Annotated in this window: 16 protein-coding genes; 10 read left to right on the forward strand and 6 right to left on the reverse strand. The window is 44.3% G+C overall.

Annotated features, from left to right (window positions below):
• The first annotated feature begins 40 nt into the window (after positions 1 to 40).
• The 3 genes from IRJ18_RS15730 to IRJ18_RS15740 all read left to right on the forward strand — a co-directional run bounded on the left by IRJ18_RS15730 (position 41) and on the right by IRJ18_RS15740 (position 1,352).
• Positions 41 to 247, forward strand: a complete 207-nt coding sequence (locus tag IRJ18_RS15730; RefSeq protein ID WP_194107262.1) for a cysteine-rich CWC family protein — start codon at positions 41 to 43, stop codon at positions 245 to 247.
• Positions 248 to 253: 6 nt separating this feature from the next.
• The gene (locus IRJ18_RS15735) at positions 254 to 655 is read left to right on the forward strand and encodes a hypothetical protein (RefSeq protein ID WP_194107263.1); all 402 of its coding nucleotides are present in this window, start codon (positions 254 to 256) and stop codon (positions 653 to 655) included.
• A gap of 244 nt (positions 656 to 899) precedes the next feature.
• Positions 900 to 1,352 (forward strand): hypothetical protein, encoded by a 453-nt coding sequence (locus IRJ18_RS15740; RefSeq protein WP_194107264.1) that lies wholly within the window; start codon positions 900 to 902, stop codon positions 1,350 to 1,352.
• Positions 1,353 to 1,669: 317 nt separating this feature from the next.
• On the opposite strand, the gene IRJ18_RS15745 is transcribed toward IRJ18_RS15740, so the two are convergent.
• Positions 1,670 to 1,942 carry a UBP-type zinc finger domain-containing protein gene (locus tag IRJ18_RS15745; RefSeq protein WP_194107265.1) on the reverse strand — a complete coding sequence of 91 codons (273 nt, stop codon included), beginning with the start codon at positions 1,940 to 1,942 and terminating at the stop codon, positions 1,670 to 1,672.
• A gap of 149 nt (positions 1,943 to 2,091) precedes the next feature.
• The gene (gene purD, locus IRJ18_RS15750) at positions 2,092 to 3,366 is read right to left on the reverse strand and encodes a phosphoribosylamine--glycine ligase (protein WP_194107266.1); all 1,275 of its coding nucleotides are present in this window, start codon (positions 3,364 to 3,366) and stop codon (positions 2,092 to 2,094) included.
• 325 nt (positions 3,367 to 3,691) lie between these two features.
• On the opposite strand from purD, the gene IRJ18_RS15755 reads away from it, so the two are divergent.
• The 5 genes from IRJ18_RS15755 (at position 3,692) to IRJ18_RS15775 (ending at position 10,484) form a co-directional block, all read left to right on the forward strand.
• A complete protein-coding gene (locus IRJ18_RS15755; RefSeq protein ID WP_194107267.1) occupies positions 3,692 to 4,222 on the forward strand; it encodes a hypothetical protein in 531 nt (176 codons plus the stop codon).
• A 519-nt stretch (positions 4,223 to 4,741) separates the two neighbouring features.
• Positions 4,742 to 8,047, forward strand: a complete 3,306-nt coding sequence (secA, locus tag IRJ18_RS15760) for a preprotein translocase subunit SecA (RefSeq protein ID WP_194107268.1) — start codon at positions 4,742 to 4,744, stop codon at positions 8,045 to 8,047.
• Between the two features lie 168 nt (positions 8,048 to 8,215).
• A complete protein-coding gene (locus IRJ18_RS15765; protein WP_194107269.1) occupies positions 8,216 to 8,662 on the forward strand; it encodes an SPOR domain-containing protein in 447 nt (148 codons plus the stop codon).
• On the forward strand, positions 8,659 to 9,849 hold the full coding sequence (locus IRJ18_RS15770; RefSeq protein WP_194107270.1) for a M20 metallopeptidase family protein: 1,191 nt from the start codon (positions 8,659 to 8,661) through the stop codon (positions 9,847 to 9,849). The genes IRJ18_RS15765 and IRJ18_RS15770 overlap by 4 nt, the downstream gene beginning before the upstream one ends.
• Before the next feature lie 305 nt (positions 9,850 to 10,154).
• Positions 10,155 to 10,484, forward strand: a complete 330-nt coding sequence (locus IRJ18_RS15775; protein WP_194107271.1) for a hypothetical protein — start codon at positions 10,155 to 10,157, stop codon at positions 10,482 to 10,484.
• Positions 10,485 to 10,627: 143 nt separating this feature from the next.
• Here IRJ18_RS15775 and asnS read toward each other — a convergent pair whose 3' ends face one another.
• From asnS to yiaK, 4 genes are all read right to left on the reverse strand, one after another.
• On the reverse strand, positions 10,628 to 12,064 hold the full coding sequence (gene asnS, locus IRJ18_RS15780; RefSeq protein ID WP_194107272.1) for an asparagine--tRNA ligase: 1,437 nt from the start codon (positions 12,062 to 12,064) through the stop codon (positions 10,628 to 10,630).
• 72 nt (positions 12,065 to 12,136) lie between these two features.
• Positions 12,137 to 12,607, reverse strand: a complete 471-nt coding sequence (locus IRJ18_RS15785) for a hypothetical protein (protein ID WP_194107273.1) — start codon at positions 12,605 to 12,607, stop codon at positions 12,137 to 12,139.
• Between the two features lie 50 nt (positions 12,608 to 12,657).
• Complete coding sequence (locus IRJ18_RS15790; RefSeq protein ID WP_194107274.1) at positions 12,658 to 13,023, reverse strand: methionine-R-sulfoxide reductase; 366 nt, start codon at positions 13,021 to 13,023, stop codon at positions 12,658 to 12,660.
• 141 nt (positions 13,024 to 13,164) lie between these two features.
• Positions 13,165 to 14,151 carry a 3-dehydro-L-gulonate 2-dehydrogenase gene (gene yiaK / locus IRJ18_RS15795; protein ID WP_194107275.1) on the reverse strand — a complete coding sequence of 329 codons (987 nt, stop codon included), beginning with the start codon at positions 14,149 to 14,151 and terminating at the stop codon, positions 13,165 to 13,167.
• 142 nt (positions 14,152 to 14,293) lie between these two features.
• On the opposite strand from yiaK, the gene IRJ18_RS15800 reads away from it, so the two are divergent.
• Positions 14,294 to 14,788: a DUF5004 domain-containing protein gene (locus IRJ18_RS15800; protein WP_194107276.1), complete on the forward strand. Its 495-nt coding sequence runs from the start codon at positions 14,294 to 14,296 to the stop codon at positions 14,786 to 14,788.
• Positions 14,789 to 14,951: 163 nt separating this feature from the next.
• Positions 14,952 to 15,530, forward strand: coding sequence for a phosphoribosylglycinamide formyltransferase (gene purN / locus IRJ18_RS15805; RefSeq protein WP_194107277.1), 579 nt, complete (start codon positions 14,952 to 14,954; stop codon positions 15,528 to 15,530).
• Positions 15,531 to 15,584: the final 54 nt, after the last annotated feature.

The raw sequence follows: 15,584 nt of genomic DNA on the forward strand, positions 1-15,584 counted from the left end.
CTAATCTTCCCGACTTTCGGTCTTCCGGACTTTCCGACTAATGATAAAACACGAGATCATCCACTGCGAACGCTGCCGCGCTACTTTTGAGTGTAAGGCCAATGCATTCACCAAGTGCCAATGCAGTACCGTGCAGTTAACCCTGAACGAGGTGCAGTATGTGAGTGAACTACACGATGGCTGCCTGTGCGCCAAATGCCTGCTGGAAATACAACAGCAATACCGGGTGGAGAACGGATTAGTATAACACAGCATGTCTACATTCCTGCAACAAATATCCTGCGAATTCGATGAAAACTACTCCGTCCTGATAGAAGATGATGGCCGCGTGGCCTACGCTTATCTGCTGGAATACGGCGATGTTATTGGCGATGTATGGCTATATAATCAGGAAGCTGCACCAATGGATAGTAACTGGGCCAATCAATCTTCCCCTTATTTAAACCCGGCAGAATACCTGGATAAAGGCGCGGCAATCTCCCCTATTAGAAACGAGAAAGAGGTACGCTGCGAGTGGACAGAATCGCTTAATGATGGTTCAATAGAAGTTGGCATCTGGTTGCGCGATAAATTTATTGCGCAGGTAAATGCCGGCTCGAAGCCTGGCTGGTCTGTTTTGGTAGTAAAGGACGGGCCATTAGCGTTGGTCTATTGAAGATTTAACGCAATAAGATCCAGCGCCATATTATTAAATTAATTATTTAGATATTTTAATTCAATAACCTGATTTACAATATAATATAATAATAATTAAAATTCTTAATCCTCTATAACTATTTAATAAATCTTCTTGTTTTGGTTAATTTCAAGTGGATGGACAACTCTCTTTGAAAAAAAACCTCTATCCTCTTGTATTATTGAATAATAATATATATTTTTACAGCGTTAAGCAATACAAAATGGACAAAGTGATAAATCCATCTGATATCAAGGCCAAGATACAAGAGCATTTGAACAAAGCAAAAGAGCTACAAGCTGCTTTGGATGTTATTATGTCTATATTTCCGGAGGAAAAAGTGGAAAAACCTGCCCCACAGCCTTATGATTTTTCCGGATTTAAGCCTGTATTACGCAATACGTTTAAAAACACTATTCTTGGGATATTAAGGAAAGAGGACAAGCCGCTGACAGTAAGACAAGCACTGTCTCTTTATCAGGACGAGACACATAGAGACATTGTATTCCCGAGCTTTTCAGGGCAATTTAGTATTTTGAATACTAAAGAAAAAGCCATTAAAAAAATTATATTTCCAAATAACCCAATTGAAGATAGGTTTTATTATGGGCTTCCTGAATGGTTTAACGGAAACGTTTTAAAACAAGAGTATATGAAAAAAATAAAAGCCGGATAAATCCGGCTTCAAAAAATTGGTTCGCACCCAATAGGGCTTAGCATTTGTTGTAAAAATGATGCCCGTAACACAAGCCTCTGTGTAAGTAGCAATGCTTCCGTTGTAAGGAAAGCAACTACAATAAGCAGGGGATTTGTTATTTATACAAACCTATACAGAAAATTCGATATATCAAAGGTGTTTCTACTGATATACAATCTACGATAATTAGAATGTAATCCATTTTCTGTTGTAACCAGGTTAGCTTTAGTAGTGTAAAATGTCGTTGGTGTATTAATATAATCTCAATGAATTAAGATCGTATCACCCACGTAACACTAATACTCGGCGAATACTTCATCCGGGTAACACCACAACCACCGCTCACCGGGTTGTGCCGAACTGATGACCGGATGCCCGGTTTCATGATAATGTGCCGTCATGTGTTTCATCGGCGAATCATCGCAGCATAAGGTTATACCGCAGGTTTGGCAGGTACGCAAATGCACCCAGGTGCCATGGTTTTTAATGCATATCTCGCAAACTAACTCATCAGCAACTTGCAGGGTGGTAAGGTCTTTAATGTGTTGACAGATATTTTGTTGTGCCATGGATAATTTTTTAAGATTAACAGTCAATCAAAACCTAACGTCATTGCGAGAAGTGAAACGACGTGGCAATCCCCGATGTACAGAGCGCTCCCGCATATCGGGGATTGCCACGCTATCGCTCGCAATGACGTATCGTTTATAAATCCGAATTACAATAGATCAAATCCTATATCTTTCCTAAACACCTTCCCATCGTAATAGATCCGGCTGGCATCGGCGGTGGCTTGCTGCAAGGCTTCAAACATGGTATCTTGAAGACTGGTTACCATTAACACACGGCCACCGGTGGCAATCACCTCGTCGCCTTGTGTGGCGGTACCCGCCTGGAAAACCAGCGAGCCGCGCATATTATCAAGCCCGGTAATTACCTGCCCCTTCATGTATTCGCCCGGGTAGCCACCGGCCACGCAGACTACAGTGGCAGCAGTTTTTGGCGATATCACCAATTCCTTTTCGTGCAGGTTGCCTTCAGCCACGCCTTGTAGCAAATCAACAAAATCGCTGTCAATACGGCGCATTACGCTCTCGGTTTCCGGGTCGCCCATGCGGGCGTTATATTCAATGGTGTAGGGTTCACCATCGCAATTCATCAGGCCAATAAATATAAACCCTTTATAAGGGATGCCTTCTTTCTTTAATCCTTCCACAGTAGGGATCACTATACGATCCTCCACCTTTTTCATAAACGCGGCATCAGCAAAGGGTACCGGCGAAACAGAACCCATACCACCGGTATTCAGCCCGGTATCGCCCTCGCCTATGCGTTTATAGTCTTTGGCTTCGGGTAGTATTTTATAGCTGTTGCCATCGGTCATCACAAAAACCGACAGTTCTATCCCCTGTAAAAATTGCTCAATAACTACCTTACTGCTGGCATCGCCAAATTTGGCTTCGTTCAGCATTTCTATTAATTCCTGTTGTGCTTCCTGCAAGCTAAGGCATATCAGTACGCCTTTACCGGCGGCCAAACCATCCGCTTTTAAAACGATGGGTAGACCAGCGGTGGCCAGGTATTCAAATCCTTCCTGCAAGGTATCGCGGGTAAACGTGCGCGATGCGGCCGTAGGTATACCGTGACGCTGCATAAACTGTTTGCTAAAATCCTTGCTACCCTCTAACTGGGCCCCCTCGGCCTGCGGACCAATCACCGGAATATGTTTGATGGCATCATCAGCCAAAAAGAAATCGTGTACACCCTTTACCAGCGGTTCTTCGGGGCCAACCAATACCAGGTCGATATGTTGATCGAGGCATAGTTGTTTTATCCCTTCAAAGTCGTTTACTCCAATATTTACGGTAGTACCATATTGCGATGTACCGGCATTACCGGGGGCAATAAAAAGTTTATCACATTTGGGGCTTTGGGCAATTTTCCAGGCAAAGGCGCTTTCCCTTCCGCCCGAACCGAGGATCAGGATATTCATAGTGAGGGCAAAGATAATATTAATGTGCAGATGTGCGGATGTGCAAATATGCAGATGAGGATATAATTTAGAAAATGTGCAGATACGAAGATGTGCAAATATGCAGATGAGGATATAATTTAGAAAATGTGCAGATACGAAGATGTGCAAATATGCAGATGAGGTATAATTTAGAAAATGTGCAGATACGAAGATGTGCAAATATGCAGATGAGGATATAATTTAGAAAATGAGATAATTTGCACATCTGCATATACGCACATCTGCACATTTTCTTACCTTCACATTTGCACATTTGCATATACGCACATTTGCACATTTACCAATGCCCCGAAAATTACGCAAATACGAAACGTTACCGGTTTACCAAAAATCGCAAGAGTTGTTCGATCTGGTCGACGTGATATCCGAAGCCCTGAAAGAGGACGATATGAAAGAATCGCTGTCGGTACAAATGTGCAGCAACGCGGCGCTGATACAGGCCAAAATTGCCGGCGCCGAGGGCGGCGGTTTATATTCGCTGCGCATGCAAAACGCGGTGCTGATAAAATTGGCCGTGCAGGATATGTTCAACGCCGTATCGTTTGCCAGCATGGTGAAGATAAACGAGGAAGATTACGTGCAGCTGATGCGGGATAAAGTAGAGGAGTTCCGCATTGAGTTTGTGGCCTGGATACGCGGGTTCGACAAAACATACGATATCCCCGACAACTGGGCCATCCGCTTTGACACCAGTACCCCCGAACAGGAAAAAATGGAAGAGCTGATGTTTGATGAAGACCGCTTTTTTGAAGATTTTGACGAGGACGATTTCACAGATGATGAAACCGGGGATGATGATTTGGATGATAAGTAGGGCCGGCACAACAAAGCCGCGTTAGGGATAGCAGCGAAAAGCCCGCAGCGTAGCGAGGACTTGTAGCGAATAGCCCGGGCCGAAGGCAACGCCCAAATTGATATATAAATGGAATTGGTAAAGAGTAAAAAATATCTGAAAATTATTTTACCTATAGGTGGTTTTATATTAGGTGTTTATTTAACAGGCTTGGCATTTACAACCAAGCTTAGTTCACCGGAAATGAACAACACCGTATTTTTGTTGGGCTCAGCTATATATGTTTCTTGTGGTATATATATACTCATAAAATTTATTAAAATGATTACAAGGTGATTTTCAAGCGCAAGATTACCTGCGCTCAAATTAGATTGTTATTACTAATGCTGAAGTAAAAAACAACCTATTCGGACTTTCCGTCGTCCCTAACCTTCCTACTTTCCCCGTAAAACCGTAACTTCGCCTGCCATTATGACTTTTAAATTGCACTGGCGCAATTGTTGAAGTTGTGATGCCATATATCACGAGATCGAATAAATCATGCTGAATTTTATAAGTAAGCTTTTTGGAAGCAAATCGGACAGGGACGTTAAGGGAATACAACCTATTGTTGAAAAAATAAAGGAAGCCTACGCTCAATTGGAAACATTGAGCAATGATGAATTGCGCCAGCAAACCATCAGCTTTAAAGAAACCATAAACAGCGGCCTTGCCACTATAGACGCTGAAATAAAAGCGATAAAAGACCGTATAGAAACCGAGCTGGAAATGCCGGTTGACGAAAAAGTAGCCCTGTATACCCAACAGGATAAACTGGAGAAAGACCGCAATAAAGAGCTGGAAGTGATCCTGATGGATATACTGCCACAAGCATTTGCTGTAGTTAAGGAAACTGCAAAACGTTTAAAAGAAAACGCAACCCTTGAAGTTACCGCCACTGATTTTGACCGCCAACTGGCCACTAAAAAACCCAACGTAGTTATAAAAGGCGATAAAGCCATTCACCATAATACCTGGCTGGCCGCCGGAAACGAAGTGACCTGGGATATGGTACACTACGATGTGCAGCTGATTGGTGGTATTGTATTGCACCAGGGTAAAATTGCCGAGATGGCTACAGGTGAAGGTAAAACGCTGGTGGCTACGCTGCCCGCTTACCTTAACGCACTGGCCGGGCAGGGTGTACACATTGTAACGGTGAACGATTACCTGGCACGCCGTGACTCGGAGTGGATGGGCCCGTTGTATGAATTCCACGGCCTTTCGGTTGATTGTATTGATAAACACGAGCCAAACAGCGAAGAGCGCCGCAATGCCTACCTGGCTGATATTACCTTCGGCACTAACAACGAATTTGGTTTCGACTACCTGCGTGACAATATGACACGTAGCCCGGAAGAGTTGGTGCAACGCAAATCGCACTATGCTATGGTGGATGAGGTTGACTCGGTATTAATTGACGACGCCCGTACACCTTTAATTATATCAGGCCCTATCCCGCGTGGCGATGAGCATGAGTTTTATGAACTGAAACCACGTATAGAGCGTTTGGTAAATGCCCAGAAAAATTATATCAACGGCATACTAAACGAAGCTAAAAAACAAATTAACGAGGGTAAAACCGATGTTGATAGCGGCGGCTTAGCTTTACTGCGCGCGCACCGTGGCTTGCCTAAAAATAAAGCCTTAATAAAATTCCTGAGTGAAGGCGGCAACAGGACTGTCCTGTTAAAAACCGAGAACCATTACATGCAGGACCAGGGCAAAGAAATGCCTAAGGTGGACAGTGACTTGTTCTTTGTAATTGATGAAAAGAACAACCAGGTTGAACTGACTGAAAAAGGTATCGAATTGATCACTACGTCGGGCGAGGACCCGCATTTCTTTGTAATGCCTGATGTAGGTACCGAGATTGCCGAGATCGAGAGATCGAGCTTGAGCGCCGAGGAAAAAGTAGCTAAGAAAGATGAGCTGATGCGCGATTTTTCTATTAAGTCGGAGCGTATCCATTCGGTTAACCAGTTGTTGAAGGCTTATACTTTATTTGAAAAAGATACCGAATACATCCTTGATGAAGGGAAGGTAAAAATTGTAGACGAGCAGACCGGTCGTGTGCTTGACGGTCGCCGTTATAGCGATGGCCTGCACCAGGCAATTGAAGCTAAGGAGAATGTAAAGGTTGAAGATGCTACCCAAACCTTCGCTACCATTACCCTGCAAAACTACTTCCGTATGTACCACAAGCTTTGCGGTATGACGGGTACCGCGGTTACTGAAGCAGGCGAGTTTTGGGAAATATACAAACTGGACGTGGTGGAAATCCCAACCAACACGCCAATCAGCCGCGATGACCGCCAGGATCTGGTTTACCGTACCGTACGCGAGAAATATAACGCGGTTGCCGATGAGATAGTAGCTTTAACCCAAGCCGGTCGCCCGGTACTGGTAGGTACTACCTCGGTAGAAATATCGGAATTATTAAGCCGTATGCTTAAACTGCGCGGCATTAAACATAACGTACTGAACGCCAAAATGCACCAGAAAGAAGCCGATATTGTGGCCGAAGCTGGTAAAGCAGGCACCGTTACCATTGCTACCAACATGGCTGGTCGTGGTACGGATATCAAATTAGGCCCGGGCGTTAAAGAAGCCGGCGGTTTAGCTATTGTAGGTACCGAGCGTCATGAATCGCGCCGTGTCGATCGTCAGTTGCGTGGCCGTGCAGGCCGCCAGGGCGACCCGGGTTCTTCGCAGTTCTTCGTATCGTTAGAAGATAACCTGATGCGTTTATTCGGATCTGAGCGTATTGCCAGCCTGATGGTGCGCATGGGTATTGAAGATGGCGAAGTTATCCAGCATTCGATGATCTCTAAATCTATCGAACGTGCGCAGAAGAAGGTGGAAGAGAACAACTTTGGTATCCGTAAGCGCCTGCTGGAATATGACGACGTGATGAACTCGCAGCGTACCGTTATTTATGCCAAACGTAAAAACGCGCTGTTTGGCGATCGTTTAGATGTAGATATCAGCAACACCATTTTTGATGTAGTTGAGGATATTGCTACCGAATACAAAGAGCAAAACAATTACGAAGGTTTCCATTTGGAGATCATCCGCGTGTTCTCGGTTGATGTAAATAGTTCACAGGATGAATTTGCTGCTACCAACCTTAATAAGCTGGTTGACGAAACGTTTGCCCTGGTAAGCGATTTTTACAAACGCAAAGCCGAAGGTATAGCCAACCAGGCGTTCCCGGTACTGAAAGATGTATTGGTGAACCGCGGCGCGCAGGTTGAAGATATTATTGTTCCGTTTACTGATGGCATCCATGGTTTGCAGGTTGTTGTGCCGTTGAAAAAAGCGGTAGAAAATCACGGCGTAGAGGTATTTAAATCGTTTGAAAAGAACGTGACGCTGTATCTTATTGACGACGCCTGGAAAGAGCATCTGCGCGAAATGGATGAGTTAAAGCAATCGGTACAGAATGCCGTTTACGAACAAAAAGACCCGTTATTAGTATATAAATTCGAGGCTTTTGAATTGTTCCGCCAGATGCTGGCCAACGTGAATAAAGAATTGGTGAGCTTCCTGTTCAGAGGGATTATCCCAACGCAACAGGCGCCTGATGAGGTGCGCGAGGCCCGCCCGCAGCCACGTACGGATATGAAGAATATGCGTACATCGAAACCAGAACTGGTGAGCGATAGCGGCATGCCAATGGAAGATACCCGCGAACTGCAAAAACAAATGCCGGTAAAAGCCGAGCAAAAAATAGGCAGAAACGACCCTTGTCCTTGCGGCAGCGGTAAAAAATATAAAAACTGCCACGGCGTAGGGCAGGCGTAACCAGCCCCACCCAACCCTCCCCGGGAGGGAGAGGGCTAAATAACAAATAAAAGCGCGTCATTGCGAGCGCAGCGTGGCAACCCCCGGTAAGCAGGTCTACCCTGCATTTCGGGGATCGCCACGTCGTTACACTCCTCGCGATGACGTTGATTAATAAAAATGCATACGATGGAACAAACAGCATCATATTATCCGGCTTTAAGCAGATTAATAGGGTGCTGTTTGTTTTTTTTTATAGCTATTAGCGCCCATGCGCAAACCCGTGGCACACTGGAAATTATAAAGGACCCGCGTATTGATACCCTTGCCGCCCGCAGGTTAGAAGCAGTAAAAGGAAGTGGTGGAAGCACCGGCGGCGCTTATATAGCTACGCAAGGCTACCGGGTACAAATATTTAATGGTTCCAGCAGGAATGATGCGTATGCGGCTCAAGCTAAATTGCAGGCCCATTATCCAGATATCCGTACCTATATCAGCTATCGGGAACCCGATTTTAAAGTACATGCCGGCGATTTTCGCACCCGCATGGAAGCTACTAAATTATTACAGGAGCTTAGGCCTATGTTCCCTGTCATGTTCATCATCCGCGAAAAAATAAATCCACCCGTTCAATGATCAAAGAAAAGATACAGCAACTTTCTAAAGAAATATTTAATGAAGTTGTGGCTAATCGCCGCCATTTGCACAGCAACCCAGAATTAAGTTTCCACGAGGTTAAAACATCGGCTTATGTAGCCGCGAAACTGGATGAACTGGGTATCCCCTATCAGCGTATGGCAGATAATGGATTGGTTGGATTAATTAAAGGCGGTAAACCCGGAAATGGTGTTGTAGCCCTGCGTGGCGATATGGATGCGCTGCCTATTACCGAAGCTAATGATGTGCCTTATAAATCACAAAACGTTGGTGTAATGCATGCCTGCGGTCACGATGTGCATACCTCGTCACTATTGGGCACAGCTAAGATATTATCTCAACTGAAAGACGATTTTGGCGGAACAGTTAAACTGATATTTCAACCTGCCGAGGAAAAATTACCCGGCGGGGCCAGCCTGATGATTAAAGAAGGCGTACTGGAAAACCCTAAGCCACAAGCCGTAATTGGTCAGCACGTAATGCCGTTGATAGATGCCGGTAAAGTAGGTTTCCGTTCGGGCAAATACATGGCCAGTACAGACGAATTATATGTTACCGTAAAAGGTAAAGGCGGCCATGGTGCGCAGCCACAGCAAAATGTAGACCCGGTAATTATTACCGCTCATATATTAACAGCGCTGCAGCAGGTAGTAAGCCGCTTTGCCGACCCTAAAAGTCCGTCGGTGTTATCGTTCGGTAAAGTAATTGCCAACGGCGCTACGAATGTTATCCCTAACGAAGTTTATCTGGAAGGCACTTTCCGTACCATGGATGAAGCCTGGCGTAAGGAAGCCCACATTAAAATGAAAAAAATGGCTGAAGGCATTGCCGAAAGTATGGGTGGCAGCTGCGATTTTAATATTATGCACGGTTATCCGTTCCTGATCAACGAGCCGGTATTAACAGCCTCGGCCCGCTCGCATGCCGAGGACTACCTGGGTAAAGAGAACGTGGTAGATCTTGATATCTGGATGGCTGCCGAAGACTTCGCTTACTATTCGCAAGTGGCGGATAGCTGCTTTTACCGCCTGGGTACCCGCAACGAAGCCCGTGGCATTACCTCATCGGTACACACCCCAACTTTTGATGTTGAAGAATCGGCACTGGAATTAAGTACAGGGTTAATGGCATACATAGCGGTGAAGCAGTTAGATTCTGCGATATGAACCTTTAATGTCATTTCGAACCGAAGGGAGAAATCTTATACGTAATAACAGGCTGCTCGTATAAGATTTCTCCTCGTACCTCGTTCGAAATGACAAGCAAAATTAAGTAACCCGTCTCCAATAAACTACATTTCCTTATCCTTTTACACACCGAAAAAGGATATATTACCGTCAAAAACATCAAAATAATCTTACTGATAATCAGTAAATAAGCCACAAAAATCAAATCTCGACTAAGCCTTTTGGCATGGTAATAGTCTATAATAGTAAATAGCGGTTAATTATTTAACTAAAAACTATGTACTATGAAAACTATAAAATCCATAATAGCAGCCTTAATATTAACTGTAGGCTCCTTAAGTTTAGCACAAGCACAAACCCGCTTCCATGTAAGCATAAATACACCAGGCGTGCATGTAAGCGCTGGTAATTATCATCGTGCTTATTATAGCCCGGGTTATTATGAACCGGTTTATCAGCCCTATTATCAACCTGTAGTTTACCACAGGTACTATAGCCGTCCGGTGGTTTACCGCAGCTATTATAGCCGCCCGGTAGTATACCGTGAGTATTACAGGCACGACAATGGCCGCCACCTTGGTTGGTATAAAGGCCACGGCCACGGTAGGTGGTAATATCTTCGTGAGAGATTTGTGATGGGAGTTAGAGATTAATTACACCTACAAACAAAAGCCCGCTCAATTGAGCGGGCTTTTGTTTGTTATCTGTGAAATCAACCCTTCGACAGTCTCAGAAGGTGATATCGGTGTAATCAATATTAAAACTCTGCATTCTTAGGGAACCTTGGGAAAGGGATCACATCGCGGATATTGCCCATGCCGGTTACAAACAGCACCAAACGCTCGAAACCAAGGCCAAAGCCAGCATGCGGACAAGTACCAAAACGGCGGGTATCCAGGTACCACCACAGTTCATCTTTAGGGATACCCAGCTCATCCATACGTTGTTCTAATCTATCCAAGCGTTCTTCACGCTGCGAGCCACCGATGATCTCACCGATACCCGGGAACAAAATATCCATAGCGGCAACGGTTTTTCCGTCATCGTTCTGGCGCATATAAAATGATTTTATTTCCTTCGGATAATCGGTAAGCACTACTGGTTTTTTGAAGTGCTTTTCTACCAGGTAACGCTCGTGTTCCGATTGCAGGTCGGCGCCCCAGCCTTCAATCAGATACTGAAATTTTTTCTTTTTATTATGCGATGATTCGCGCAAAATATCAATAGCCTCGGTATAAGTGATACGCTCAAAATCATTATCCAGGCAAAATTGCAGCTTATCCAGCAAACTCATTTCCGAGCGCTCGTTCTGCGGTTTTTGCTTTTCTTCATCGGCCAAACGCTGGCTTAAGAATTCCAGGTCATCTTTATTCTTATCCAACGCGTATTGTATCACATATTTCAGCAAATCTTCCGCTAAATCGGCGTTATCTTTCAAATCGTAAAAAGCCATTTCAGGCTCTATCATCCAAAACTCGGCTAAGTGGCGCGTAGTGTTCGAATTTTCCGCACGGAAGGTAGGGCCGAAAGTATAGATGTCGCTTAACGCCATAGCACCAAGCTCGCCCTCTAACTGGCCTGATACCGTAAGATTGGTGGCGCGACCAAAGAAGTCTTGTTTGTAATCTATTTCACCCACATCGTTGCGTGGTATCTTATCAAAATCGAAATTGGTTACGTGGAAAGTTTCACCCGCGCCTTCCGCGTCGCTTGCTGTAATGATGGGCGTGTGCAGGTAAACAAATCCTTTCTCCTGTAAAAACTGGTGCACCGCGAAGGCCAGCGTGTTACGCACACGGAATATAGCGCCAAAGGTATTGGTGCGGAAACGCAGGTGGGCGTTCTCGCGCAAAAACTCAAGACTGTGTTTTTTGGGTTGGATAGGGTATTTCTCCGGGTCAGCATCGCCCAAAACTTCCAAAGTGCTTGCAGGTATTTCTACCGTTTGCCCTTGGCCTAACGATTGGGTTAAAACACCTGTTACGCTAATGGCAGCGCCAACAGTTATACGTTTTAACAGCGCGGGATCAGTGTTTTCAAAATCAACTACAATCTGGATGTTATTATTGGTCGAACCGTCATTTAAAGCGATAAACCTGTTTTGACGGAATGCGCGTACCCATCCTTTAACAGTTACTTCGGTACCGGTTGGTGTGCCGGTTAGCAAGGCTTTAATTTTAGTTCTCTGGCTCATTGTATCTTTAAAATTTATTGAACGGCAAAAATACAATTATTTAGCACAGATGCGACCTGTAACCTTAGGTATTTACTTCCAGTTTGCTTTGAAGTTGCCGTTTTTAAAAGACACGATAGTTGGGTAAGTCCCCGCCTGGTTGGTAAAATATTGTGTAAAATTTAAATTAAATGCGCCTTCTATATGCTGGCCATTATCAACAGTAATGCTAACCGTATTACTTTGGGCAGGGTCTAAAGTATATCTCCTTACGGGGGTATCATGCCCGGCAGTTACAAAGTATTCGGCGCTCACTAAAGCATATACATTGTTTACTTTCTTAAGTTTAATGGTAATGCTTTCTACATCCGTCTGGCCTGTAACAAATATAGAATCTGTACCGATATTTACTTTGGCTAACGATGCGCCGGCGCTCCACTCCGTATTATTTTTAAATGCGAACATTACATTTTGTGGCCCCGGGGCACAACAGTTGTGACTACATCCCCAATAAGTTACCGCAATAGTTACGGCAAGAATAAAGCAGGTTAGTTTTAGTTTCATAGCGGGTCGGTTTTTAAACATTACGCCATGAATGCCACTAACGCTACAATTTATTTTGCCAGCGGCACAAACTTCATAGATACACTGTTTACGCAGTGGCGGGTATTTTTAGTGGTCAGATACTCGCCTTCAAAAACGTGACCTAAATGCGCGCCACAGTTGGAGCAAAGTATTTCCACACGGCGTCCATCGGCATCAACTTCTCGTCGTACAGCGCCGGGTATCTCATCGTCGAAACTTGGCCAGCCGCAAAACGATTCAAATTTGTCTTCCGAGTTATATAGCGGCGCATCGCAACGCTTGCACACATATACGCCCTGGGCTTTATTATTTAACAATTCGCCAGTAAACGGACGTTCAGTACCCTTATATAATATCACCCTTTCTTCTTCGGGGGTTAGTTTATTGTATTCCATTATTTTTATGATTTGATTACACAGATTGCGGATTCGATTTCACCGATTTTATACGCCAATCATTTTCCGTTCTATACAATATACGACAATTTTAAGCTGTTGATGTTTGCCTTACGGGATGTTTACACAGGTTTGACAAGCCTACATGGCCAGCACCTGTTGCCATATTTTTTCATCAACGGGGATACCTTCTTTCAAATTTTTCTCACGGGTTTTTAGCGTGCCCTCGCCGGGATATTGAATGTTTTTGCCGGGTTCTGTCCCGCTGGTTTTGGTGTAATCCAGTATTTGTTCAATTAGTTGCGTGGTTTGCGCGTCGTTATCCGGGCGGATACAGATAAACACTTGCGATACGCCTGTTTCCTTTTTCCGTTCGGTGATCTTTTCTGTCGAATCACCTTTGCTTAATACCGTAGCCAACAGATCCAAAACCAATGATAAGCCCGAGCCTTTCCAAAAGCCAATCGGCAATGGCCGCCACGATTCGATGATAGCCGCGGGGTCGGTCGTTAGGTTCCCTGCTTTATCATAGCCACCGGGTAAAGGCAACTGTTCCCCCGCCGCTTTATATTGGTGCAGTTTGCCGAATGAGTATTGTGTAATAGCCATATCCAGCACCACATGCCCATCTTCACGCGGAATAGCTATCACGAGTGGATTATTGCCCAGCCGGGGGTCAATCCCGCCCCAGGGCGGCAAATTGGCAATAGTATTGGTGAATGATATGCTGATACAACCTGCATCGGCCGCTTGCCAGCCATAGGTACCGCCACGCATCCAATGGTTGGTATTGCGCAGGGCTACACAGCCAATCCCGTTTGTTTTGGCCAGTTCAATAGCCCGGGCCATACAAAATTCGGCGTTCAATACCCCAGGACCAAAATTCCCATCCCAGCGCTCAATAGCACCCATCTGGTCAACCAGGGTTGGCATCGCATCTGGGTTGATCAACCCTTCTTGCACATACTGCACAAACACAGGGAAACGGTTTAGCCCGTGTGTATAAACCCCATCGCGGCTATTCTCTGCAAATATTCGGGCACAAGCCTCGGCCTTTGCTTCAGTAAATTTACAGCTGATTAATATCCGTTTAAATTCAGCTTTTAATTGATGGAAAGGGATACGCATGGCAGATGTGATTTGTCCGCTAAACTACAAAATGCCTGGTCATTTGCATATCTGCATATTTTCAAATCTGCCCATTCGGCAATAATATACTTTGTTAATACCCTTGCACGTTAATAGGTTTTACTATTTTTGCTGCTGTTAAATGAAAATCAAATATCTTTTATTTTTCCTGCTGGGTTTAACAGCCATAGGCATGCTAAGCAATTCGTGCAAAAAGGATACGCAAACGAGTGTAGAAAGCCTGCTGGCGCGTGGTACCTGGCAACTGGCCTCGGTACAGGTATATAATTACATAGGCGGCAGTAATACCAGCACCAATGTATTTAATACCACCTGCACGCTTAATCAAACCTTTACTTTTGCCAGCGATGGTACTTGCACTTACCAAAATTTTTCGTGCATCGGTCAAACCACCAATGGCCAATGGAAATTATCGGATGATAAATTAACATTGCAATCAACCTTAAGCTGCCAGGATACTTTAGCCGGGGCCACCATAACAGCTATGCCTTTTAAAACAGCACGGATAGTGAACCTGGGGCAATACTCAATGGTTTTGGAAACCGGCGATATCAGCACTTACTATTTAGCAACAGATAAACGCCATATTAAACGCTATGGTTTCATCAGAAATTAGTACCCCGTATTTTTTATAAAGGGTTTTGTTTAGCGCGTCAAAATTTTATATTTGATGCTATTAACATTTACCTGTTAACTTTAAAACTATGTGGTGTAAAAATTTGTAAAATCAAACAAAAACACATAATAAGGTTTAAGTTTATTGAAAAACTACCAATTTAATGAAAAAACGCATCGCCATATTTGCTTCGGGGTCGGGCTCAAACGCCCAAAAAATAATGGAGCATTTTAAACGTAGTCCCGATGCCGAAGTTGTACTGATTTTAACTAATAACCCCAACGCCTACGTATTACAGCGTGCGGATAATTTTGAAATACCCACCCATATATTTACCCGCAGCGAGTTTTACGATACCGACGATGTGATCAAACTACTTAAAAACCTGCAGGTTGATTTGATTGTACTTGCTGGTTTTTTGTGGCTGGTGCCCCCGGCGTTATTAAAAGCTTTCCCTAACAGGATCATTAACATACACCCTGCCCTGTTACCTAAATATGGCGGCAAAGGGATGTACGGCGATCATATCCATAAAGCAGTTTTAGCTGCCGGCGAAGAGGAATCGGGTATAACGATACATTTTGCTAACGAAAACTTTGATGAAGGCGAGATACTGCATCAATCCAAGTTCAAAATAGATAACGGCGACACCCTCGAAGTTATCAAATTCAAAATACAACAGCTTGAGCATCACCACTTCCCAAGGGTGATAGAGAGTTTACTGAAGAAGATGCGTTCTTAGCGATCAGGGACCTGGTAGCTATTCAATATATATTATTGTTTTCCTTGCATTTTT

The organism is Mucilaginibacter boryungensis (assembly GCF_015221995.1).
GTDB lineage: Bacteria > Bacteroidota > Bacteroidia > Sphingobacteriales > Sphingobacteriaceae > Mucilaginibacter > Mucilaginibacter boryungensis.